Origin of the sequence: Thalassobacter stenotrophicus (assembly GCF_001458315.1) — a bacterium.
GTDB lineage: Bacteria > Pseudomonadota > Alphaproteobacteria > Rhodobacterales > Rhodobacteraceae > Thalassobacter > Thalassobacter stenotrophicus.
Genome location: NZ_CYRX01000025.1, coordinates 232,548 through 256,463 on the forward strand (window position 1 = coordinate 232,548; position 23,916 = coordinate 256,463).

Annotated in this window: 17 protein-coding genes; 12 read left to right on the forward strand and 5 right to left on the reverse strand. The window is 59.2% G+C overall.

The window, feature by feature from the left end:
• Positions 1–47: 47 nt before the first annotated feature.
• The 5 genes from THS5294_RS08225 (at position 48) to THS5294_RS08245 (ending at position 7,261) form a co-directional block, all read left to right on the forward strand.
• Positions 48–1,190 (forward strand): pyridoxal phosphate-dependent aminotransferase, encoded by a 1,143-nt coding sequence (locus tag THS5294_RS08225; protein ID WP_058123374.1) that lies wholly within the window; start codon positions 48–50, stop codon positions 1,188–1,190.
• A 1-nt stretch (position 1,191) separates the two neighbouring features.
• The gene (locus tag THS5294_RS08230; protein ID WP_058123375.1) at positions 1,192–2,406 is read left to right on the forward strand and encodes an N-acetylmuramoyl-L-alanine amidase; all 1,215 of its coding nucleotides are present in this window, start codon (positions 1,192–1,194) and stop codon (positions 2,404–2,406) included.
• Between the two features lie 142 nt (positions 2,407–2,548).
• Positions 2,549–5,065 (forward strand): penicillin-binding protein 1A, encoded by a 2,517-nt coding sequence (locus THS5294_RS08235; protein WP_058123376.1) that lies wholly within the window; start codon positions 2,549–2,551, stop codon positions 5,063–5,065.
• 73 nt (positions 5,066–5,138) lie between these two features.
• Positions 5,139–6,263 (forward strand): peptide chain release factor 2, encoded by a 1,125-nt coding sequence (prfB, locus tag THS5294_RS08240; protein ID WP_058123377.1) that lies wholly within the window; start codon positions 5,139–5,141, stop codon positions 6,261–6,263.
• A gap of 185 nt (positions 6,264–6,448) precedes the next feature.
• Positions 6,449–7,261 (forward strand): DUF2189 domain-containing protein, encoded by an 813-nt coding sequence (locus THS5294_RS08245; protein WP_052068288.1) that lies wholly within the window; start codon positions 6,449–6,451, stop codon positions 7,259–7,261.
• Between the two features lie 59 nt (positions 7,262–7,320).
• Here THS5294_RS08245 and THS5294_RS08250 read toward each other — a convergent pair whose 3' ends face one another.
• The 4 genes from THS5294_RS08250 to THS5294_RS08265 all read right to left on the reverse strand — a co-directional run bounded on the left by THS5294_RS08250 (position 7,321) and on the right by THS5294_RS08265 (position 10,654).
• Positions 7,321–7,806 carry a bactofilin family protein gene (locus THS5294_RS08250; protein WP_038006509.1) on the reverse strand — a complete coding sequence of 162 codons (486 nt, stop codon included), beginning with the start codon at positions 7,804–7,806 and terminating at the stop codon, positions 7,321–7,323.
• A complete protein-coding gene (locus THS5294_RS08255) occupies positions 7,796–9,121 on the reverse strand; it encodes a M23 family metallopeptidase (protein WP_082644978.1) in 1,326 nt (441 codons plus the stop codon). Before THS5294_RS08255 ends, THS5294_RS08250 begins: the two co-directional genes overlap by 11 nt.
• A 194-nt stretch (positions 9,122–9,315) precedes the next feature.
• The gene (locus THS5294_RS08260) at positions 9,316–10,161 is read right to left on the reverse strand and encodes a ferritin-like domain-containing protein (RefSeq protein ID WP_058123378.1); all 846 of its coding nucleotides are present in this window, start codon (positions 10,159–10,161) and stop codon (positions 9,316–9,318) included.
• 34 nt (positions 10,162–10,195) lie between these two features.
• The gene (locus THS5294_RS08265) at positions 10,196–10,654 is read right to left on the reverse strand and encodes a peroxiredoxin (protein ID WP_058123379.1); all 459 of its coding nucleotides are present in this window, start codon (positions 10,652–10,654) and stop codon (positions 10,196–10,198) included.
• Between the two features lie 120 nt (positions 10,655–10,774).
• Between THS5294_RS08265 and THS5294_RS08270 the strand changes: the two genes are divergently transcribed.
• The 7 genes from THS5294_RS08270 to uvrA all read left to right on the forward strand — a co-directional run bounded on the left by THS5294_RS08270 (position 10,775) and on the right by uvrA (position 22,933).
• On the forward strand, positions 10,775–14,140 hold the full coding sequence (locus THS5294_RS08270) for a YhdP family protein (RefSeq protein WP_058123380.1): 3,366 nt from the start codon (positions 10,775–10,777) through the stop codon (positions 14,138–14,140).
• 24 nt (positions 14,141–14,164) lie between these two features.
• Entirely contained in the window at positions 14,165–15,241 is a 1,077-nt protein-coding gene (gene queA, locus THS5294_RS08275; protein WP_058123381.1) for a tRNA preQ1(34) S-adenosylmethionine ribosyltransferase-isomerase QueA, read from the forward strand.
• A gap of 103 nt (positions 15,242–15,344) precedes the next feature.
• Entirely contained in the window at positions 15,345–16,616 is a 1,272-nt protein-coding gene (locus tag THS5294_RS08280; RefSeq protein ID WP_058123382.1) for an MFS transporter, read from the forward strand.
• Positions 16,617–16,691: 75 nt separating this feature from the next.
• Positions 16,692–17,267 (forward strand): DUF924 family protein, encoded by a 576-nt coding sequence (locus THS5294_RS08285; RefSeq protein WP_058123383.1) that lies wholly within the window; start codon positions 16,692–16,694, stop codon positions 17,265–17,267.
• A 90-nt stretch (positions 17,268–17,357) separates the two neighbouring features.
• The gene (gene lpdA / locus THS5294_RS08290) at positions 17,358–18,755 is read left to right on the forward strand and encodes a dihydrolipoyl dehydrogenase (protein ID WP_038006519.1); all 1,398 of its coding nucleotides are present in this window, start codon (positions 17,358–17,360) and stop codon (positions 18,753–18,755) included.
• Positions 18,756–18,854: 99 nt separating this feature from the next.
• Positions 18,855–19,985, forward strand: coding sequence for an MFS transporter (locus THS5294_RS08295; RefSeq protein ID WP_058123384.1), 1,131 nt, complete (start codon positions 18,855–18,857; stop codon positions 19,983–19,985).
• Between the two features lie 89 nt (positions 19,986–20,074).
• Positions 20,075–22,933, forward strand: coding sequence for an excinuclease ABC subunit UvrA (gene uvrA, locus THS5294_RS08300; protein ID WP_058123385.1), 2,859 nt, complete (start codon positions 20,075–20,077; stop codon positions 22,931–22,933).
• A 2-nt stretch (positions 22,934–22,935) separates the two neighbouring features.
• Here uvrA and THS5294_RS08305 read toward each other — a convergent pair whose 3' ends face one another.
• A complete protein-coding gene (locus THS5294_RS08305; protein ID WP_306434211.1) occupies positions 22,936–23,853 on the reverse strand; it encodes a cytochrome P450 in 918 nt (305 codons plus the stop codon).
• Positions 23,854–23,916: the final 63 nt, after the last annotated feature.

The window sequence follows — 23,916 nt, forward strand, 5'->3', positions numbered from 1 at the left end:
TTGCCTCCCGGGGCTGGTTTTTGATGCTTAACCATATGGAGTGTCTTATGCGCAACGCAACCCGAGCCTTGGTCGATCCGTTTATTGTGATGGACGTGATGGAGGCCGCCCGCGCCGCCGAAGCGCAAGGGCGATCCATTATCCACATGGAAGTGGGTCAGCCCGGCACCGGCGCACCTGAGGGCGCGCGTGCCGCTGTGGCGCAGGCCATTCACACGGATGCGTTGGGCTATACCGTCGCGCTGGGGCTGCCAGAGTTGCGGGCGCGGATCGCGGGCCTTTACAAAAAGTGGTACGATGTCGATCTGGACCCCGCGCGTGTGGTCGTGACGTCGGGGTCGTCGGCGGGGTTTATCCTTGCGTTCACGGCCCTGTTTGAGGCCGGCGAAAAGGTCGGGCTGGGGGATCCCAGCTATCCAAGCTACCGTCAAATCCTGAAGGCGCTTAGCCTTGATCCGACCCGGATCGAAACAAGCAAAGATACGCGATTTCAACCTGTTGCAGGCAACCTTTCATCTGACTTGGCAGGGTTGATCGTGGCCTCGCCCGCGAACCCCACGGGCACGATGTTGGACCATGCCGCACTCAGTGAATTGATCGCAGCATGTGACGCGCGCGACATCGCGTTCATCTCCGATGAAATCTACCACGGCATCCAGTACGAGGGCCGCGCAATCAGCGCGCTTGAGGTGTCGGACGACGTATATGTCATCAACTCGTTCTCAAAATACTTCTCCATGACTGGGTGGCGTGTGGGTTGGATGGTGGTGCCACAGGACCATGTCCGGGTGATTGAGCGGCTTGCGCAGAACATGTTCATCTGCCCGCCCCACGCCAGCCAAGTGGCGGCTTTGGCTGCAATGGACTGCGAAGAAGAGCTGACCGCGAACCTGTCGGTCTACGCGGAAAACCGCCGCCTGATGTTAGAGGGTTTGCCCGCCGCCGGCTTTACCCAGATCGCGCCGCCTGATGGGGCGTTCTACATCTATGCCGACGTCAGCGACCTGACCGATGACAGTCGCGCATTCGCCGCGGAGATTTTGGAACACGCGGGCGTTGCGGTGACTCCGGGCCTCGATTTCGATCCGGTGCGCGGACACGGTACGTTGCGGTTTTCCTACGCGCGGGGCACCGAGGATATCATCGAAGGTTTGGCCCGGTTGAAACAGTTCATGCAGGCGCGGGGCTGAGATGCGTGCGCTTCGGCTCCTTGTCGTGTGCGGGCTATGGCTGCCCTTTGCGGCCAGTGCGCAGGACTTGAGAGCCTTGGCGCGGTTGGACGTTACGGCGTCTAGCATTGCGGACGTGCGCGGCGGGGTAGAGGTCACACTCGCGCTAAGCCAAGCGGTACCGTGGCGGGTGCTGACCCGCGATGATCCGCGCCGCATTATCCTCGATTTTCAAGAGGTCGCTTGGGCAGGCGTGTCACCGAAAGCACTTGGCACAAGCAAGCGCGTGCAGGCCGTGCGCATCGGGACCTTTCGGCCGGGATGGTCCCGGATGGTGCTGGAACTGACCGCGCCCCTGATTGTCGACACAGCCGGGATGCGCACCGATCCCAGCAGCGGGGCGGCAGTGATCTCGTTGCGATTGGCGCGCACAGATGCGGCGGGTTTCGCGCAGGCCGTCGCGGCGCGCCCGTCCGAAGCGGACCTTTGGGCGCTGCCAGCACCGGTGCCCCAAACACCAAAAGTGGACAGCGGGGATACCATTGTTGTGCTGGACCCCGGCCATGGCGGCATCGACCCCGGCGCGCAGCGCGACGGCCTGCGCGAGGCGGACCTGATGCTGACCTTCGCCCGTGAGGTCGAGGAGGCCTTGATCCGCCAAGGCGGCTATCAAGTCATTCTGACCCGCACCAACGATGTGTTTGTCCCCTTGGCGGAGCGGGTCGCGATCGCGCGGGCGGCCAAGGCTGATGTGTTCCTGTCGCTGCACGCCGATGCGATCACACAAGGGGAGGCGTCGGGCGCGACGGTCTATACCCTTTCGGATCAGGCAAGTGACCCGGCCTCGGCCCAACTGGCTGAGCGTAAAAGCCGCGAGGACGTTTTGCTGGGCGCAGATGTGACCGAAAAAGGCGACCAAGTCGCAGATATCTTGATGGACCTCGCACGGGTCGAGGTCACGCCCCGTGCAGATGCCCTCGCTGATGCGCTGGTCGAAGGGCTGCGCGGCACGGTTGGTCGTCTGCACAAACGCCCACGGCTAGAGGCCGAGTTTGCGGTTCTAAAGGCCCCCGATGTGCCAAGTATCCTTCTGGAGGTCGGGTTTATGTCCGACGCGCAGGACCTGTCGGACCTGCAAAAACCGCAGTGGCGCGCGCAGGTTGCCCTCGGGATTGTCCAAGCGCTTGAGACATGGGTGGTCGCTGATGCCTTGCGCGCGGAGCGTGTCCGGCAGTAAGCCCTGTCCAACTGCCCCGCGTCCGTGTGTTTCGACGTCGCGCGGGTTTTGACGCCACCGCGCGAAAGGCCTATGTTTGCCCCACCGCCAGCCAAGAGGTACGCCTGTGGTCCTTGTCCGCTCCGCCCTATCGGGACTTATCATGTTCATTCTGTCCACTTTGGGCGGAATTTTCAGCTTTATCACGCTGGGCATTGTCGGGGCGGCGGTCAGCGTGGGCGCGGTTTTGTGGATTTATTCCCACGATCTGCCCAATGAGGAACAATTGGCCACCTACGCGCCGCCGACGATCAGCCGGATTTATTCCGGTGAGGGTGTCTTGATGGATGAATTCGCCCGCGAGCGGCGTCTTTTTGCTAGCGCAGAAGAAATTCCTGACCTTGTGAAGCAGGCGTTTATCTCGGCGGAGGATAAGAATTTTTATAACCACGCGGGCTATGACCCACGGGCTATAACGGCTGCGGTGGTTGAGGCGGTGCGCACGCGCGGGCGCGACGTGCGCGGGGCCTCCACGATCACGCAACAGGTGATGAAGAACTTCCTGCTGTCGTCTGACCGCAACGTTGAGCGCAAGATCAAAGAGATCATCCTTGCCGCGCGGATCGAAAAGACCCTGAACAAAGAGCAAATCCTTGAGCTGTACCTCAACGAGATTTTCCTAGGCCAGAATTCCTATGGGGTGGCGGCTGCGGCACAAACCTACTTCAACAAATCGCTTGAGGAATTGGCGGTAGAAGAGGCGGCTTATCTGGCTGTGCTGCCAAAGGCGCCGTCCCGCTATCACCCTGTGCGCCAGAATGAGCGTGCCGTGATCCGTCGCGATTTCGTCCTGCGTGAGATGTACGAAAACGGCTACATCACGCGCGGTGAGTATGAGGTCGCGGTGGCTTCACCGCTGCGCACCGTGCAGTCCGGTGATTTTGTGCCGTTCACGGCCCAGATGCCCCCGCGGGATTACTTCACTGATGAAATTCGCCGCCAGTTGAGCCGAGATTTCGGAGAGGAAGAGTTTTTCACCAGCGGTCTGACCGTGCGCGCGACCATCGATCGGGAGCTTCAGGGCGTGGCTGCACGCGCGCTGCAACGCGCACTTGAAACTTATGACCGAGAGCAGGGGATTTGGCGGGGCACGAACGTGACGTTGCCCTCTGAGGTGCTTGGGTCTGAGACGGCGTGGCGCGATGCCCTGTCGGATGCAGACGTCCCCCGCGACGTGAATTTGGATGGGCCTTGGCAGGTTGCCGTCGTACTGGACCGAGGGGATCGGGCCATGCGTATCGGGGTTGAGGATGGCCCCGCCCGCGCCGAGGTGCCGCGCAGCGACATCGCGTGGATGACAGGTAATTTTTACGACAATTTTGAACTGGGTGACGTGGTTCATGTCCGCGCCGAAGGGGACGGTTGGACCCTGCGCCAAATCCCCGAAGTGCAGGGCGGCTTTATGGCGATGGACGTCAACACGGGCCGGGTTCTGGCGATGCAGGGCGGTTTTAGCTACCAGCAGTCGGTGTTTAACCGCGCGACACAGGCCACGCGCCAGCCGGGGTCAAGCTTTAAGCCATTTGTCTACGCGGCTGCGTTGGATTCGGGCTATGCGCCGTCGACCATCGTGATCGACGCCCCGATTGAGATTGATCAAGGCAATGGCGAAATCTGGCGCCCTAAGAACGCCTCCAACAAGTTCTACGGGCCTTCGCCGCTGCGCACGGGGATCGAACGCTCTCGGAACCTGATGACAGTTCGATTGGCGCAGGACGTGGGCATGGACACCGTCGCGCGCTATGCGGAACGCTTTGGTGTTTACGATGGCATGGAGCCGCTTTTGGCCAATTCTCTAGGCTCTCAGGAAAGCACGCTGTACCGCATGGTGGCCTCATACGCGATGTTCGCCAACGGGGGGGAGCGGGTTGAGCCGACCCTAGTGGACCGTATTCAGGACCGCTATGGCCGCACGGTTTATCGCCACGACCAGCGCATATGCGAAACCTGTGCGGATGCAGTGATTGAGGCGGGGCGGGGGCCTCGGATCATTTCGAACCGCTCACAGGTGATGGACGCGATCACAGCCTATCAGTTGACCTCTATGATGACCGGGGTGGTTGAGCGGGGGACGGCCGCGCGCACCGTGAACCTGCCCGTGCCTATCGCTGGTAAGACCGGAACGACGAACGACGCCAAGGATGTGTGGTTTGTTGGGTTCTCAAGCTCAATCGCGGCGGGGTGCTACATCGGGCACGATCAGCCCCGTTCGCTGGGGCGTGGTGCGTCGGGGGGCGGCATGTGTGGCCCGGTGTTCAACGAATTCATGGCTGAGGCGATCAAAACCTACGGTGCAGGCCCATTCGAAGTGCCACCCGGTGGGTATTTCGTAAAGATCGACCGGTTCTCAGGCGCGCGCTTGCCTGATGATGCGGAGGGGGATTTCGTTGTATCCGAGTATTTCCGTGAGGGCGAAGAGCCGTTGTTCGGGATGCTGGCGGTGGTTGACGGGGGCTTTGGGATGGCGTCCGACCTGCCGCTGTTTGCACGGGGTGAGGGCGAGGTCGAAGGCCAATTGCCCGTGCCTGAGGATCAACGCGTTCAAACATCCACTGGCGAGGCCGTTGTGGTGCCCGGCCGCGCGACCTTTGGCACGCTCAGCTCGGGCGGGTTGTACTAGGCCACGTACCATCCGCTCCCTTGCGGGGGGCAGGGGCGCAGGTTAGAACGTGGCTTCCAACCTGAGGGATACCATGCGCGCAGAGACCACCAACCAGATCGAGGCGATCCGCAAATCCATTGCACTGCTTAAGCGGCGTATGGACTGGGAGACTGCTGGCCACCGCATGGAAGAATTCGATGCGATGACCGAGAACCCGGATTTGTGGAATGACCCGGACCGCGCACAAAAGCTGATGCGCGATCGGCAGGCCCTGTCCGACAGTATTTCGGGCGTTGAGGGGCTGGAGCAAGACCTGAGCGACAGTATCGAGTTGATCGAACTGGGCGAGATGGAAGACGACGCCGAAATAGTCTCGGAGGCCGAGGCCACGATCGCGAACCTTGTTGACGTGTCAGCCGCCAAAGAGTTGGAAGCCCTCCTGAACGGTGAGGCGGATGGCAACGATACCTTCCTAGAGATCAACTCAGGCGCAGGGGGCACTGAATCCTGTGATTGGGCATCAATGCTCGCGCGGATGTACGTTCGCTGGGCCGAGAAGAAGGGCTATGAGGTTGAGCTGCAATCCATGACCCAAGGCGAAGAAGCCGGGATTAAGTCGGCGGCCTACAAGATTTCTGGGCGCAATGCTTATGGTTGGCTCAAGTCCGAGAGCGGCGTGCACCGCCTTGTGCGAATTTCGCCCTATGATAGCTCGGCGCGGCGGCACACGTCATTTTGTTCGGTTTGGGTCTATCCCGTGGTGGATGACAACATCGAGATCGATGTGAACCCTGCGGATATTCGTATTGATACCTATCGGTCCTCGGGCGCTGGTGGTCAGCACGTGAACACGACGGACTCGGCCGTGCGGATCACACACCACCCAACGGGGATCGTGGTGACGAGTTCTGAGAAGTCTCAGCACCAAAACCGCGACATCGCGATGAAAGCTCTGAAATCGAGGCTTTATCAGATGGAGCTGGACCGGCGGAATGCCTCTATCAACGAGGCGCATGCAGCGAAGGGCGACGCAGGCTGGGGCAACCAAATCCGGTCCTATGTGTTGCAGCCCTATCAGATGGTAAAGGACCTGCGCACCGGGTTTGAAACATCGGATACGGGCGGTGTGCTGGACGGTGATCTGGACGGGTTGATGGCAGCAACGCTGGCAATGGATGTGTCGGGAAAGACCCGAGCGGAAGCGCAAGCCGAGTAGGCTTTTCCTTTTGTTGTTAGATGGGTTGCGCCGCGCTTTGCGCGTCGCCTGGTGGCGCGCGACCGCTGCGCGGCCTCGCGCCAGTTGAGTATTTGGGGAACAAAGGAGCTGGGTTCTTGCCTTGTGAATTTCGTTTTGGTGGAGCGGCGAAAACAGAGTAGAATGGGGGCACAGGGAGAGGACAGATGACCACCACATCCGCCACGATTGACCGTGAACCACCTGCGGCATCCGCAGTACCATCCATCAACACGCTGACATCTCAGGACCTACGGGCGAGCTTTGCTGCCGGGTGGCAGGATCTAAAAGCCGCGCCGGTGTATGGGCTAGTGTTTGCCTCTGTTTACGTCGCGGGGGGATGGGCGCTGTATCTGTTTTTGGCTGTGACCGGACAGATTTGGTGGGCCTTGCCGATCACGCTCGGCTTTCCGCTGTTGGGACCTTTTGCGGCCGTGGGGCTATATGAGGTATCGCGGCGTTTGGAGCAGGGTGAGGCGCTGACGTGGGGCGGTGTGATGGGGGTGGTCCTCGATCAGCGTCACAGGCAGTTGCCCACGATGGCTTGGGTGGTTTTGGTGTTCTTTCTGTTTTGGAACTTTCTCGCGCATATGTTGTTTGCGCTGTTCATGGGTCTTGAGGCAATGGTGAACGTCTCATCTTCGCTTGGGTATCTGCTGACGATCAACGGGGTGAGCATGTTGGCCGTGGGCAGCCTTGTCGGCGGAGTTTTGTCGTTTGTCCTGTTCTCGATCACCGTACTGAGCCTGCCGTTGTTGCTGCACAAAGAACTGGATTTTGTGACTGCGATGATTGTGAGCTTTCAAGCCGTGCAGGCGAACTTGGGGCTGATGTTGGGATGGGGCATGACCGTCGCTACACTTTTGTTTGTGGGCATGCTGCCGGGATTTTTGGGGTTGTTCTTGGTGTTGCCGCTTTTGGGGCACGCGTCTTGGCATCTGTACCGGCGGGCGTTGTCGCACCCCGCGCCAGACGTTTGAAAACGCAAAACGCCGCCCCGAGAGGAGCGGCGTTAGATGAGGTGTTCTTAGTCTAAGGCTTAGGCGCTGGCAGGTTTGGGTGCCGGTGTCTTGGAGGCGCCCCCCAATGGGTCGTCCTGACGCTGCACGGAACCTTCGAAATGGGCGCCGCTTTCGATTGCGATGGTCTTGTGGATGATGTCACCCTCGACCTTAGCCGTGGACGTCAGGCGCACCTTGAGGCCGCGCACGCGACCGATCACACGGCCGTTTACGACCACGTCGTCGGCGACAACTTCGCCGCGCACTGTGGCGGTTTCACCGACGGTCAGCAGGTGGGCATGTACGTCGCCTTCGACCTGACCTTCGATCTGAATGTCGCCAGTGGATTTCAAATTGCCCTTCACCAACAGGTCCGAGGACAGGATGGATGGTGCGGCTTTGGGCTTCATCGCGGCAGCGCCTGCACCCATTTCAGCGGGCTTGGGGGGCGTCGGAGCGGCGGAGCTGGTGGCTGCGGTGTCGGCCTTGGGGCCGGGCTCATTGATTTTGGATTTAGAAAACATTTCTACCTGCGTCTACGAAGGGTTTCGGGTCTAGGGCGGTGCCGCCACTGCGAATCTCATAGTGAAGATGGGTCCCCGTGGACCGTCCGGTCGATCCCATATCACCAATATGTTGCCCGCGCGAGACCCTTTGGCCCCGCTTCACGCGGATGGTCGTGAGGTGAGCGTAGCGGGTTTCAAAGCCAAAGGCATGGCGGATTTTAACTATTTTGCCATAACCCGATTGCCAGCCTGCAAAGGTCACTGTGCCGTCTGCCGTTGAGACGATATCGGTGCCGTGAGGACCTGCGAAATCATGGCCGTTGTGCATGCGGCCCCAGCGGGGCCCAAAGCCTGACGTTTTACGATAAGACCCACGGATTGGGTGCCCAAGCGGAGAGCGTTCGGCGGCGAGCCGATAGAGATCAACCTCTTGCATCCGGTTGAGGATGTCGTTTGCCCGTGCCGTATCACCGTCGATCAGGGCGTTGCCGCGGGTCGAAAAGCTGATGGGAGTGAGGGGGCCACCTTGGCCGGTGTAGCCGCGGCGCACTTCGTTCAGGATGCGATCGGTGGGCAGGCCCGCCCGATTGAAAACCTTACGCAGGGGCTCGAATGAGACCTCAACGGCCGCCTCAAGCTGGGCAAAGATCTGGGCGTTTCGATCCGCCATGATGCGGATTTCACGCTCCAGTGCTTCGGTTTCTGCCTCGGCGGAGCCGGCGATCTGGATAGCCTCATCACGTTTGACGGCGACTTGGTCGAGGGCTTCGGTCAGAAATGCGAGGGTTGTCTGCGCATCCTGCATTTGGCCGGTGCCAGTGCGACTTGTCCCAGTGTCTGCCTCAAGCTCGGTACGGAATAACTCGGCACGGCTACGGGCCTCATCACGTTCAGCGATGGTGCGGCGAAGCGTGGCTTGGATCACCTCAATGCCGGTCTCCAACTCGCGGCGACGATCCTCGGACGCCAGCAAGATTTCCTGCATTTTGCTCACTTCGTCGAGGGCAACGTAGAACCGCTCCAGCGCTTGTTCAGCCTCGGACGCACGGGCGTTGCGTTCCTCAGACAGGGCGTTGAGCCGGGCCTCATAGGCGTCCTGACTGCGGGCGATTTGATCCCGGGTTGAGCCTGCCGAAATCGCTCCAAGAAAGAAGAATGCCGAGACGATAATCGTCCAGCCCACAAACGCCGCACAGCCCGTTAAGGCAACCGCTTGCGTGCGCGGGCTAAGACGAATGAATCGCGTGCCTTGGTCAGATTTGAGAAAGAGGCGTTGCTCGGGCAGGACACCCTCAAGCCACGCGTTCAGCCGATGCAAGATGCGTAGTTTCACGCGGTGTGTCCCTTTTCCCCACTGCTCCGCTTGGCGCGGACGTCCGTTTTTGCGCCCCCGCGCAAAGTTGTGGTTTTTTACGGAAACCCTGTTGGCGGGGCAAGGCTGGGTTGGCGCGCAGGCTCTATCCCGTGTCAATTCGCCCTAAGCGCCCCCTTGATCGGCGGTTTTTTGCCGAAAAAGGGCGGGGTGTTTTAGCCTGTGCTGCGGAACCGATCGGGGGTGGTTGGGTGGTCATCCGCGAGGGGCCAGTAGAAGTCGGGCGGGATGCCCGCGTCGGCGCGTTTTTCGACGTTGAATGGGGCCTTGAGTGCGCCGTGGAAGTACTTTTGGACGAGGGTGTGAAACTGCTCTTTCGGGTCGTGGTCGTGACGCCCGCACAGAAAGTGGAACCACTTCGAGCCGTATGCGACGTGGGCGACTTCTTCGGCATAGATGATTTCAAGCGCATCAACGGCCGATTGCGCTTTGGCTTTGCGGAAGACGTCGATCATGCCCGGTGTCACGTCGAGGCCGCGCGCCTCTAGGACCATTGGAACCACGGCTAGTCGTCCGAATAAATCATCCGCCGTGTCTTGGGCCGCACGCCACATGCCTGCGTGGGCGGGAAGGGCGCCATAGTGGCTGCCGATCTCTTCAAGACAGTCTGCCATGAGATTGAAATGCTTGGCTTCTTCGTCACCTGCCTGCACCCAATCGTCATAGAACCCTAAGGGCAGGGGCGTGTCGGTGAACCGGGCAATGATATCCCAATGCAGATCGACAGCATTCAGCTCAATGTGGGCGACCGCGTGCAACAGCGCCTCACGCCCCTCAGGCGTGCCGGGGCGACGACGCGGCACGTCGCGGGGGTGCAGCAATTCGGGCAGGGCGGGACGTGCGGGCGTATCGGGTGGGGCTGCGTGCCCCACCTCTAATTGTTCGCCGGACGCACGTGCCGCGCGCCACGTGGCAGCATGTTGCCGGGCCAGCGCGGTTTTCGCCCGCCCGTTTGCGGTGCTAAGCACTTCAACGGCCATTTCGGCCAGCGTCTTGTCCATCGTGTCCTCCTTCGTCCGAGGCACGCTGGCGCATTTAAAGCGCCTTTACGGCGTCCAAAACGGCTTCGACGTGGCCCGGTACTTTCACTTTGCGCCATATCTGGCGCACCACGCCGGTGGCGTCGATCAAAAAGGTGGCCCGTTCGATCCCCATGTAGGTTTTGCCGTACATGTTTTTCTCAACCCACACGCCGTAATCTTCGCACATCGTGCCCTCTGCGTCGGATACAAGTGTGACGGCCAAGTCGTGCTTGGCGATGAACTTGTCGTGCTTGGCGGCGGTGTCCTTGGATGCGCCCACAACAATCGCGCCGGCCGCTTCAAAGTCCGCAAGGTGTTCGGTGAAGGCGATGGCCTCTTTGGTGCAGCCGGGGGTGTCATCTTTGGGGTAGAAATACAGCACAACGGCTTTGCTTTGCTCGGACAATGTGAAGGTGCCGCCGCCATTGGTGGGTAGGGTGAAGTCGGGAGCGGATTGGCCAAGATCAGGCATCGAGAGGTCCTTTTTGTGAATTTGACCGAAAGGGTCATGTTACGGTTTGAAACCTAGCCCTTGGGGCGGCACAATAAAGGGGCGATGCGCGCAAATCCGCGCGACAGGAGAGACCCTTCAATGGCGCCCGGCACCGACCTGCCCCCCGATAGTGAGCCGACCCCAACCCGTCCCGCACGTGTGCATGGCCGTAAGCGCAAGGTGTTGGCCGTGCGGTTGATCGAGTTCGCGATTGTCTTGCCTTTGATTGCGGTGATCACGCTTGTGTTTGTGGCTAATTACCGGGTGCTTACGGTGCCTGCGTGGATGGTCGAGCGGGTCGAGGCGCGACTTAACGCTCAGGTGCCTCAGGGCGACCGGGTGCGGCTTGAGCAATTGGGCATCGGGTTGGATTTTCGGGATCGGGCGATCATTGTCGATGTGCTGGATGCGCGGTTAGAGCGTCGCGCGCTTGCGGATCGGGTGCATCTGCCGAAGCTGAGCCTAGAGTTCAACTTAGCCGGGATTTCGCAGGGGTTGCTACAGGTGCGCCACGTGCGCGTGGCCGGGGGCACTTTGCGCCTGACGCGGGCCGAAGATGGGCAGTTCGACCTAGGGTTTGGGCGCGACGCAGAAACGATTGCACAGCTGCCTGCCAGTTGGGCGGAGGTGCTTGACGCAGTGGACGCGGTGTTGATGCACCCGCTGGCCGCCCAGCTCAGCAGCGTTGAGGCTGGGGCGCTGCGCGTTGTGCTGTCGGATGCAGTGTCTGGGAGGCGATTGTCGCTGAGCGAGGGGGCCGTCACCTTGCGCCGGGATGGGCGCAGCACTGAGTTGGTCATTGCCGCGGATTTGTCCCGCGCGCGGGGCGGGGTCGCACCCGGCACGTTCCGCCTTGCGCTGAGCCGAACACCGGGGGCAGGCGCGGGCCTTGACCTGCGGATGATCGGCGGGCGCAGCGATGACCTACGCATGGTATTCAACGTAGATGCAGGCACGGCGCAAGATGCCACGGGCCGTGTCGATGTTTTGTCGGTGTTGCAGGCCGGGGTCGACATGTGGGCGGTGGGTGAGGTGCGCGAGGACGGCATGCTATCGCCGCTGGAGGCCCGTGTCGCGCTCGAAAACGGTGTGATCCCCGGCTGGGAGGGGGCCGCGTTTGATCTCGCGACACTCGAAGTCCTGCTGGACCCGGCTACGCGCCGATTGGAGATCCGGAGGGCAGAAGTCCGCGCGCCCCAAGCCAAAGTGACGGCGACAGGCCAAATCCTTGCGGGAGATACGCTGAGCGATCCGTTGGTGGTCCAGCTGGCCCTATCAGATATTGTGGTCGACCCGGAGGGTGTCTTGCCCAACCCGGCGGCCTTTGACACGGGCGTGTTGGAGGGGCGGTTGCACATGGCCCCCCTGCGGTTTGAGATCGGGCAGGCGATGGTTGCCGCAGGCCCTTCCGTGGCGCGCGCCAGTGGTCAGGTTTGGGTGCCAAGGCCAGGCGCGATTGCAGCAAATCTGTCGCTGTCCGCAGATCGGGTTGCGGCGAGCACGGTGACCTCGCTTTGGCCCGATGCGGTGGCGCAAAAAACGCGGACTTGGATCACCGAGAACATCTCGGGCGGGACTATCACTGATTTCGCTGCGGCCCTGCGCAAAGACGCAGATAACCCACGCCCCGCGATAACCGGCGGCTTTGGGTTTGAGGGGGCATCGGTACGCTACTTGCGGGACATGCCCGTGGCCCAAGACGCATCGGGCATCGCCAATTTCCACGACAACAGGTTTTCGCTCCGCATTGATACCGCCCGTGTCCCTGCCGAGCCTTGGGGCGATGTGGACATCGGTGGGACCAGTTTCACGGTGCCTAATACGCGGATAAAACCGGCGGTGGGGGAGGTTGACCTGATGATCTCTGGCCCGATCCCTGCGGTCTTGTCGGTGCTGGATAACAAGCCGCTGTCGGTGTTGGAACGGGCCAAGCGCTCGGCTGATTTTGTGAAGGGGCAGGCGTCGGTCCAAGGTTGGTTAGAGGTGCCGCTCGTCAAGGGCGTCCCATTGGAGAACTTGGATTTCGCTTTTGACGGCGTGTTGACGGATGTCTCTAGCGGCGTGTTGGTGCCGGGGCGCCAGATCACGAGCGCAGAGTTGGCTTTACGGGTGACGCCCGATGCGGTTGAAGTACGCGGACCGTTGGAATTGGATGCCGTGCCGATGCGCGCAACGTGGCGACAGCCCTTGCCGCAATCAAAAGGTACGGAGCCGGGGCCGGGGGCGTTAACGGGGCGGTTCGCGATATCACCGCAGACGCTGGCTGCGTTTGGGATTGATTTGGCGGGGTTTGGCCTGTCGGGGCAGGCCCCCGCAGAGTTTGAGATGTCGCTGGATCCGGCGCGCCCACAACGGTTACAGCTTCGTTCCTCACTCGAGGGGTTGGGCGCCAATATCCCCGCGCTGAGCTGGCGCAAGACGCCGGAAGCCACAGGCGAATTGCGGCTGGAAATCGCAACCGGCGAGCAGCCTGTTGTAGTGCCCGTGATGGCGATCTCAGCGCCGGGGCTGGCGGTAGAGGGCGCTATTTCCTTGGCCGAGGGCGGCGGATTAGAACGTGCCCTGTTATCGCGGCTAGAGGTGGGCAATTGGCTCAGCGCAACTGCCGACATCCGGGGGCGGGGACCGGGGCGCGCACCAAACGTTGCGATTACGTCAGGCACGGCCGATCTGCGCCGCGTGGATTTTGATACTGGGGCAAGCGCTTCTGCGGGCGGACAATCCGTGCCGCTCAACATTGTGCTGGACGCAATCACGATCTCGGATGGGATTGTCCTCAACAATGTGTCCGCTGAGGTATCGACCCAAGGGGGCACAAACGGGCGGTTTACCGGGCTTTTGAATGGTGGCGCACCGATTGCGGGTACTCTGGTGCCGTCCGCGCAAGGGACCGCAGTGCGCATAAGGGGCGATAACGCAGGTGCGACGCTCGCCTCGGCTGGGGTGTTTCGCAACGGCAATGGCGGCAGTTTTGATCTCCGGCTCGTGCCACGCGCAGGGCAGGGCCGCTACGCGGGTCGCCTTGATATAGAGGACATGCGGGTGCGCGACGCGCCTGCGCTGGCCTCTTTGCTATCGGCTGTCTCGGTCGTTGGGCTGCTGGAGCAGTTGGGCGGTGAGGGGTTGTTTTTCTCAGATATTGAGGCGGATTTTGAGCTGGAACCCGGCGCGGTCCGGGTGACGCGCGGGGCGGCGTTTGGCCCGTCACTTGGGCTGACGCTGGATGGAACCTATGGGCTGAGCTCGCGCGCGCTAGACATGCAAGGCGTGGTGTCGCCATTCTATTTGGTGAACGGCCTATTTGGCGGGCTTTTTGCCCCGCGCGACGAGGGTTTGATTGGCATCAGTTATGCGTTAAGTGGCCCGGCAAGTGCACCGCAGGTGCGGGTCAACCCGTTGTCGGTCCTGACGCCGGGCCTTTTCCGAGAGGTCTTTCGCCGGGCTCCACCTGCGCCAACCCAATAGTGACGACCAATTACGGGGCCTTCCATGCAGCTGTCAGACTTTGATTTCGACCTTCCTGAGGGGCGTATTGCGACGCGTCCGGCGCGGCCTCGGTCTTCCGCACGGCTGTTGGTTTCGCACGGCGAGACGTTGCACGACCAGCGTGTCACGGATTTGCCCAAGTGGCTGCGCCCCGGTGACCGGTTGGTGTTGAACAACACCAAGGTGTTGCCCGCGCGGCTAAACGGTCTGCGTCCGCGCAACAGTGCCCAAGGCCCGGTTGAGGCCAAGGTGGAAATCACCCTGCTGGAACCCACGCCCGAGGGGCACTGGTCGGCGCTGGCCAAGCCTTTGCGCAAATTGGTGGATGGGGATCGCGTGGTGTTTTCGGACGCGCTTGAGGCGGAGGTTGTCTCGCGGCGCGAGAGTGATGTTGTTTTGCAATTCAACTGTGCGGGGGATGATTTTGATGCGGCTCTGAATGCGGCGGGCGCTATGCCACTGCCGCCCTATATCGCGGCTAAGCGCCCCGCTGATGCCCAAGACATGGATGACTATCAAACTGTGTTCGCGCGCCATTCTGGGGCTGTGGCGGCACCCACGGCTTCGCTGCATTTTGATGCGGCCCTGCTGCAAAAGCTGCGTGACCACGGCGTTACGTTTACCGAAGTGACCCTGCACGTCGGGGCGGGGACGTTCCTGCCGGTCAAGGTCGATGACGTGACCACGCACAAAATGCACGCAGAACGGGGCAACATCACGCCTGAGGCCGCCGCTCAAATCAATGAGACGCGGGCCGCTGGTGGGCGGATCATCCCGGTGGGTACGACGGCGCTGCGCCTGCTAGAGAGCGCAGCAGCCGAGGACGGAACTCTGTCTGCATGGGAGGGGGCGACGGAGATCTTTATCTATCCCGGTTATCAGTGGAAAATCACCGACGCGCTGATGACCAATTTCCACCTGCCCAGATCGACGCTGATGATGCTGGTCGCCGCCCTGATGGGGCATGAGCATATCATGCGCATCTATGATCACGCGTTGGCGGAGCAATATCGCTTTTTCTCATATGGTGACAGTTCGCTGTTGATCCCGCCGCGCACTGCCGCAAAAGGTGGCGCGTAGGGTCTGGTAAATCCGACCCTACTGTGTCGCACGCAAGACAGAATCCCTGTCTATGCCCTGCGACACAAAATAGGTGTACCCCCGCGCTTAAGGAGCTGTGGCGATGGTTGAAGTAATGCGCGGAACGTGGGCTTTGATGCTTGGGATGATGCTTTTGATGGTCGGGAACGGCCTTCAAGGCACCCTGTTGGGCGTGCGCGGCAACATCGAAGGCTTCTCTACAACGGCGATGTCGATTGTGATGTCTGGCTACTTCTTGGGCTTTTTGCTCGGCTCCAAGGCCGTGCCCGAGATGATCCGCCGGGTGGGCCATGTGCGGGTCTTTGCGGCGCTGGGCTCTTTCATCTCGGCGTGTCTGATCCTGTTTCCGGTGTTCACCGATCCGATCAGTTGGACGATCTTGCGCATCGCGGTGGGGTTCTGTTTTTGTGGTGTGTATATCACGGCCGAAAGCTGGCTGAACAATTCCACGACGAACGCGACACGGGGCCAAGCGCTGTCGCTTTACCTGATCGTGCAAATGTTGGGCATCGTTGCAGCGCAAGCCTTGTTTGCGCTGGGCGACGCGGGGGGCTGGATCCTGTTCATCTTGCCATCGGTCTTGGTGTCGATCGCGTTTGCGCCAATTTTGCTGACCATCTCTCCGGTGCCGCCGTTTGAGGCGACCAAGCCGATGTCTTTTCGAGAAATCTATGCAGTGTCGCCACTGGGCTGCGTGGGCATTTTCCTGCTGGGGGGGATATTCTCGGCGCTGTTTGGGATGTCGGCGGTTTATGGGGCGTCGATCAAGCTGTCTTCGGGCGAAATCGCGACGTTCATTGCGGCGATCTACTTGGGCGGAATGCTGCTCCAGTTTCCGATTGGTTGGATTTCGGATCGGATGGATCGGCGGAGCCTGATCTTGATCCTCGCTGTGATCGGGTTGTTGGCCTGCGCGCCGACGGCTTTTGGTTTGGGTGGCTTTACTGGCCTGCTGATTACATCGTTCTTTATCGGCGGCATGGCGAACCCGCTCTATGCGCTGTTGCTGGCGTATACCAACGACTACCTTAACCCAGAGGACATGGCGGCCGCCTCCGGTCAGCTTTTGTTCATCAATGGCCTTGGGGCCATCACCGGCCCATTGATCACGGGCTATTTGATGGAAACGATCGGCCCCTCTGGTTTCTTTTTGTATCTGGCGATCCAGTTGGGCGCGCTTGCGACCTATGCGGCGTGGCGGATGACACAACGTGCTATGCCGGATGATGACGAAAACTACGAAATCGTTTCGATGACGCCGATGTCACCGGCTTCGACTGCTGTGACCATGGAAGCCGTTGTTGAAGGTTGGGAAGAACAGGCCGAAGAAAACGCCGAAGACACTGCTGCGTGAATTTCTTGCGCAATGCCAATGAATTGGGCAAGGTGAAGGGGCCTGGTGGGGGATAAGGCTAGGGGAGGACCGGTCATGGACCGATTTGAAGAGGTGTTGGAATTCTGGCTGGAGACCTGCAGCGAGAAGGACTGGTACCAAAGCACACCAGAGCTGGATGCAGATATATCCACGCGTTTTCAGGAGCTTTGGGAGGCAGCGCGTCGTGGTGAGTTAGAGGCTTGGGCCTTATCACCGCGTGGGGCGCTGGCATTCTTGATCCTGACGGATCAGTTTTCACGCAATATGTTCCGGGGTGAGGCGACAGCCTTTGCCACAGATGCCCAAGCGCGGGCCGTGGCCAAAAAATCGATTGAGCGTGGTTTTGATCTGCAAGTCGAAGGGCCGGCGCGTCAGTTCTTTTATCTGCCGCTCGAACACTCAGAGTGTCTGAGCGATCAGGATCGCGCTGTGCGGTTGATTGCGACCCGCTTTGAAAGCGAACAGACCCTGCTACACGCTCGCGCGCACCGTGAGATTATTCGTCAATTTGGTCGGTTCCCGTTTCGAAACAAGGCCTTGGGCCGCACTGGAACCACGCAAGAGGATGCGTTTATGACGGCTGGTGGGTACGGCACGTTTGTCGAGACCCTCGCGGCAGATGCGGCATAGGCACATAACTGCTGTTGCGACCATTCGCGCGGGTGACGTTCGATTTCAATTTAGTTTAAGGGTAAACTAAATTTCGAATTGGAGAATCTGATGGCGGCGAAAAGCTTTGATATGGTCGTAATTGGTGCGGGCCCCGGCGGCTATGTTGCTGCGATCCGGGGGGCGCAACTGGGGCTGAACGTGGCCGTGGTTGAGAGAGAGCACCTTGGCGGCATTTGCCTCAACTGGGGCTGTATCCCAACCAAAGCGATGCTGCGCTCCTCTGAGGTGTTTCACCTGATGCACCGCGCCAAGGAGTTCGGCCTCAAGGCGACGGGTATCGATTATGATCTCGACGCAGTGGTCAAACGCTCCCGCCAAGTGGCCGGGCAGCTGTCTGGTGGCATCGGTCACCTGATGAAGAAAAACAAGATCACGGTCATCATGGGTGAGGCGCGGATTGCGGGCAAAGGTAAAGTCTCGGTCAAAACCGAAGGCGGCACTGAAGATCTGAGCGCGAAGGCGATCATTCTGGCAACCGGCGCGCGGGCGCGTGAACTGCCGGGCCTTGAGGCTGATGGTGATCTGGTTTGGACCTACAAAACTGCCCTTACGCCGCCCCGCATGCCCAAAAAGCTGCTTGTGATCGGTTCGGGCGCGATCGGCATCGAATTCGCGAGCTTCTACAATACTTTGGGTGCCGACACGACCGTCGTCGAGGTGATGGACCGTGTCCTGCCAGTAGAAGATGCCGAGATCTCGGCCTTTGCAAAAAAGTCGTTCGTAAAGCAGGGTATGAAGATCATGGAAAAAGCCATGGTCAAAAAGCTCGACCGCGCCAAGGGCAAGGTCACCGCGCATATCGAAACGGGCGGCAAGGTCGAGACGCATGAGTTTGATACCGTCATTTCTGCCGTTGGGATCGTTGGCAATGTTGAGGGTCTCGGCCTTGAGGAATTGGGCGTTAAGATTGACCGCAGCCATGTTGTGACTGACCCCTATTGCCGGACTGGCGTCGAGGGGCTGTATGCGATTGGCGACATCGCGGGCGCACCTTGGTTGGCGCACAAAGCCTCGCACGAGGGGGTTATGGTCGCTGAACTGGTCGCGGGCAAAGGCAATCCGCACCCGATCAAGCCCGAAGAGATTGCAGGCTGCACCTATTGCCACCCGCAGGTGGCATCGGTGGGCTATACCGAAGCGAAGGCCAAGGAGCTGGGTTTCGACATCAAGGTCGGGCGCTTCCCGTTTATTGGCAACGGCAAGGCCATTGCATTGGGTGAAACCGAAGGAATGGTCAAAACCATTTTTGATGCAAAGACCGGCGAATTGCTGGGCGCGCATATGGTCGGGGCAGAAGTGACCGAAATGATCCAGGGCTACGTCGTGGGCCGCAAGCTGGAAACGACCGAGGCTGATCTCATGGAAACCGTGTTCCCGCACCCGACACTGTCGGAAATGATGCACGAATCCGTTTTGGACGCCTACGATAAAGTCATCCACATGTAGGCCGCGTTACGCTCAACACTCCCATGCAGCGCCCCAACCGGGGCGCTGTTTGCGTTTTGGGGCCTTGCGGTGGCTTGGGGCATCGGTCACTGAACAGACATGGAACGCACGCGTTGGGGCCTTGTCGCTCTTCTTTTTGTTATGGGTATGTTTGCGGCGGCGCAGTTTGGCAAAGTCTCGCTGACGCTGAACGAACACGCGGCGGTGTTTGATCGCTCCCCCACGGGGGTGGCGTTGTTCGTGTCGTTGGTGGGTTTGGTTGGGTTGTTTTGCGGGGCGGCAGCTGGTGCGATTGTGGCGTGGCTTTCGCCCCGAACCAGTCTGCTGATCGGGCTTGTGTTGAGCGCGGCGGTCTCATTGGCGCAATCGTTTTTGCCCCCCGCAGAGGTCTATGCGGCTTTGCGCCTGCTGGAAGGGGTGCCGCATTTGACATTGGTGGTTGCAGCACCACCGATCATGGCGATGATAGCCACGGACCGAGACCGCCCCGTTGTGATGTCGATCTGGGCGATGTTCTTTGGTTTGTCCTTCGCGCTGTCGGCGCTGATTGTGCCGGCGCTGTTGGAATGGGGTGGCTTGTCGCTGGTGTTGCGGGCGCATGGGGTTGGTTTTTTGATCTTGCTGGTTCTGTTGTGGGGACAATTGCCCCGCACAGGTCGCACAGGACTTTCGTTAAATATCATCCGCTTGCATCGCGATATCTACACCTCACTTCCTATTGTGGCGCCGGGGGCTGGCTTCGTGTTCTACACGGTGACCTACATCGCTCTTCTGACTTACTTGCCCCTCGCTTTAGAACGGCCTGAATTGTTCGTCAGGCTGCCGTTGGTGAGCTTATGCTCAACCCTTTTGGCGGGCTACGTGTGCCGCAGCGTGGCGCCTGATCGGGTGGCGGTTGTCGGCTTCTTGGGTGGGGCTGTGGCAAGCATCGGCATTGGGATTGGCCTTCCGCTTAGCCCTGATTTGGCGTTCTTCTTTCTGGGGCTGGTGCCTGGGGCATCGTTTGCGGCGATCCCCTTTTTCAATGCAGGCCTAGCGGATCGAACCCGCTCAACGGGCGCAATCGCTCAGCTCGGAAATTTGGGCACCGTTTCGGGCACCCCGATATTCGCCGGCCTTCTGGCTGGCTTTGGCTTGTCCGGCATTCTACTCGGACTTGCGGGCTTTTGCCTCGCGGGAGCGGGTGTTTTGCTGCTAATTGGCCGCTCCTTAGGGGATCATAAAAGATAACTGGTAAATGTTCCGCTAATGTTCCAAAATTAGGTTTGAGAGTAGCCGCAATCCACTTAGATAGTGTCCTGTGAACGGATGAGGGTATCATGGCAGAGCTGAAAAACATCGAGGTGCGCGGCGCGCGCGAGCACAACCTCAAGAGCATCGACGTAGATATTCCCCGTGACAAGCTGGTGGTGATTACAGGGTTGTCCGGCTCTGGCAAATCGTCATTGGCCTTTGATACGATCTACGCCGAAGGGCAGCGGCGCTATGTCGAGAGCCTGAGCGCCTATGCGCGTCAATTCCTTGATATGATGCAGAAACCTGACGTCGATCACATCTCAGGCCTTAGCCCTGCCATCTCAATTGAACAAAAGACAACCTCGAAAAACCCACGCTCCACCGTCGGGACCGTGACCGAGATTTATGATTATATGCGGCTGCTTTTCGCACGGGCAGGGACCCCGTTTAGCCCCGCCACCGGCGAGCCGATTGAGGCCCAGCAGGTCCAAGATATGGTTGACCGTGTCATGGCCATGGAGGAAGGCACGCGTGGCTATCTACTTGCGCCAATCATCCGGGACCGGAAAGGGGAATACCGTAAGGAATTCCTCGAATTGCGTAAGCAAGGTTTCCAGCGGGTTAAGGTTGATGGGGTGTTCTACGATCTTGATGAGCCACCAACGCTTGATAAAAAGTTCCGCCACGACATTGATGTCGTGGTTGACCGGATCGTGGTGCGCGAGGGTGTTGAAACCCGCCTAGCCGACAGTTTTCGCACGGCTTTGGATCTCGCGGATGGGATCGCCATCCTTGAAACCGCGCCGAAAGAGGGCGATCCCGACCGCATTACCTTCTCCGAGAAATTCGCCTGTCCGGTGTCCGGCTTTACGATCCCGGAGATTGAGCCGCGTTTATTTTCCTTTAACGCTCCTTTCGGGGCGTGTCCTAAATGCGATGGGCTTGGGCACGAGTTATTCTTTGACGAACGCCTTGTGGTTCCGGATGTGACACTGTCCCTTGCGAACGGTGCTCTGGCTCCGTGGAATAAGGGTAAAAGCCCGTATTTCCTGCAAACAATCGACGCTATCGCTGCTCATTTCGGTTTTGACAAAAAGAAAGCCTGGAAGGATTTGCCGCAAGAAGTTCAGCAGGTTTTCCTGCGCGGTTCGGGCAAGCAAGAGATTAACTTCCGTTACGATGAAGGTGGCCGCATTTACCAAGTACAACGCGTGTTTGAAGGCGTCATTCCCAACATGGAACGCCGCTACCGCGAGACAGACTCAGCGTGGATTAGGGAAGAATTCGAGCGTTATCAAAACAACCGTTCTTGTGGCGCGTGCGATGGCTATCGGCTGCGCCCCGAAGCGCTGGCTGTCAAGATCGCGGACGTTCATGTCGGTCAAGTCGTACAGATGTCGATCCGCGAAGCCTTTGACTGGATATCGTCTGCGCCCGAGCATCTGAGCGTTCAGAAAAATGAGATCGCAAAAGCGATTTTGAAGGAGATTTCTGAGCGTCTTGGTTTTCTAAATAACGTGGGTTTAGAATATCTTACGCTTAGCCGTTCCAGTGGTACGTTGTCGGGTGGTGAAAGCCAGCGGATCAGATTGGCAAGTCAGATCGGCTCGGGGCTGACAGGTGTTCTTTATGTGCTGGATGAGCCGTCCATTGGCCTGCACCAACGGGACAATGATCGACTGCTCGGCACGCTAAAAAACCTACGAGACCAAGGCAACACAGTGATCGTTGTCGAGCACGACGAAGAAGCTGTGCGCGAGGCTGATTATGTTTTCGATATTGGCCCGGGCGCTGGTGTGCACGGGGGGCAAGTTGTGGCCCACGGAACGCCAAGCGAAATCGAGGCTCATGAAACCTCTATTACCGGAGCGTATCTAAGCGGACGTCGCGAAATCGCCGTGCCTGCGACGCGGCGTAAGAAGGGCAAGAAAAAGTTGACGGTCGTTAAAGCGACGGGCAACAACCTTCAAAACGTGACCGTCGACTTTCCGCTTGGCCAGTTTGTGTGCGTTACAGGTGTCTCGGGCGGTGGTAAATCAACTTTAACGATTGAGACTTTGTTTAAGACCGCTTCAATGAAGCTAAACGGTGCACGGCAAACGCCGGCACCGTGTGAGACGATCAAGGGCCTGGAACACCTTGATAAGGTGATCGACATTGACCAGCGCCCCATTGGGCGAACGCCGCGGTCAAACCCAGCGACTTACACCGGCGCCTTTACACCCATCCGGGATTGGTTTTCGGGTCTGCCCGAGGCCAAAGCACGCGGATACAAACCCGGCCGTTTCTCGTTTAACGTCAAAGGCGGGCGTTGTGAGGCGTGCCAAGGTGATGGTGTCATCAAGATAGAAATGCATTTCCTGCCAGATGTTTACGTGGAGTGTGAGACGTGTAAGGGACAACGCTACAACCGTGAAACTCTTGAGATTAAGTTCAAGGGAAAATCCATTGCGGACGTGTTGGACATGACTGTGGAAGATGCCCAGAGTTTCTTCCAAGCTGTTCCATCTATTCGCGAAAAAATGGATGCTTTGATGCGTGTTGGCCTTGGCTACATCAAGGTCGGCCAACAGGCGACAACCTTGTCCGGAGGGGAGGCGCAGCGCGTTAAACTTTCGAAAGAGTTAAGTAAACGTTCGACGGGGCGTACCCTATACATTCTGGACGAACCGACCACGGGTTTGCATTTTGAAGATGTGCGTAAGTTGTTGGAAGTACTGCATGAACTTGTGGATCAGGGGAACTCGGTCGTGGTGATTGAGCATAATCTTGATGTGGTTAAGACGGCTGACCACATCATCGACATTGGACCGGAGGGTGGCGATGGCGGCGGGCGCATTGTTGCTGAAGGTACGCCTCAGAAAATCGCTGAAATCCCCGAAAGCCATACCGGTCACTATCTTAAGCCGTTGTTGCAAAAGCGCTCATTGGCTGCTGAATAGGCTTAGGTCGTGACACGCAGGCTCTCTAAGCCATGAAAATGGTAAATGTCTGCGTACTGCGGCGTGCCTAAAAGCTTTAAATTAGGTTTTCGCTCCCACAGGCGATTGAGCGAAATCTCAAGTTCTAGGCGAGCAAGCGGAGCCCCAATGCAAAAGTGAATGCCTGCGCCGAAGCTTAACGGTTGCGCGTCGCTTCTGTCAGGATGAAACGAATTGGGGTTCTTGAAAGCGTTGGCGTCGCGGTTGCCCGAAGCCAAAAGAAGCGCGACGCGATCACCGGGATTAAATGTATGGCCCGCGATCTCAACGGTTTCATATGCGATCCGCTCAAACAGATGCAGCGGAGGATCGAACCTAAGGATTTCATTGATGAACGTCTCACCGATTTGAGGTGAAACTCCTAAGTCTAAGAGCGTCTTAACCGTATTTCCGAATGTATGAACGGTCGCTTCATGCCCTGCATTGAGCAACAGAATGCAGGTGCTGATGACCTCATGCTCGCTAAGCTTTTCTGCGGTGTGGGCTGTTAACAAGGTTGAGATCAGGCTGTCGTCGGGGGTCGCTCGTTTAGCCTCAATTTGGATCTTGATATACTCTGAGAAGCTTTGTGCCGCTGCCGCCGCGACATCCTCCTGCTCGCGTGTGCGATTAGATTGATACATCGCAACCATTCTTTTTGACCAGTCCACGAGGCGTTGCCAGTCCCCTTCGGGGACACCTAGGAAGCGCGCGATTATGCGCGCTGGTAGCGGACGTCCGTAGGTTTCGAGCAGGTCAAATGGCCCATTAGGAAAGGTATCGATGAGTTCGTCGCACAGTGCCTCGATTTCTGGGCGCAGGGCCTTTATGCGTCTGTTCGTAAATGCCCGCAAAACTGCGCCGCGCAGACGGGTATGATCCGGCGGCTCAAGTTCTAGCATCGAGTGTGCCTCTACCGCATAGAATGGTTTGAGGTGCGGTGGGACCTGGATGGGGGCCATAGG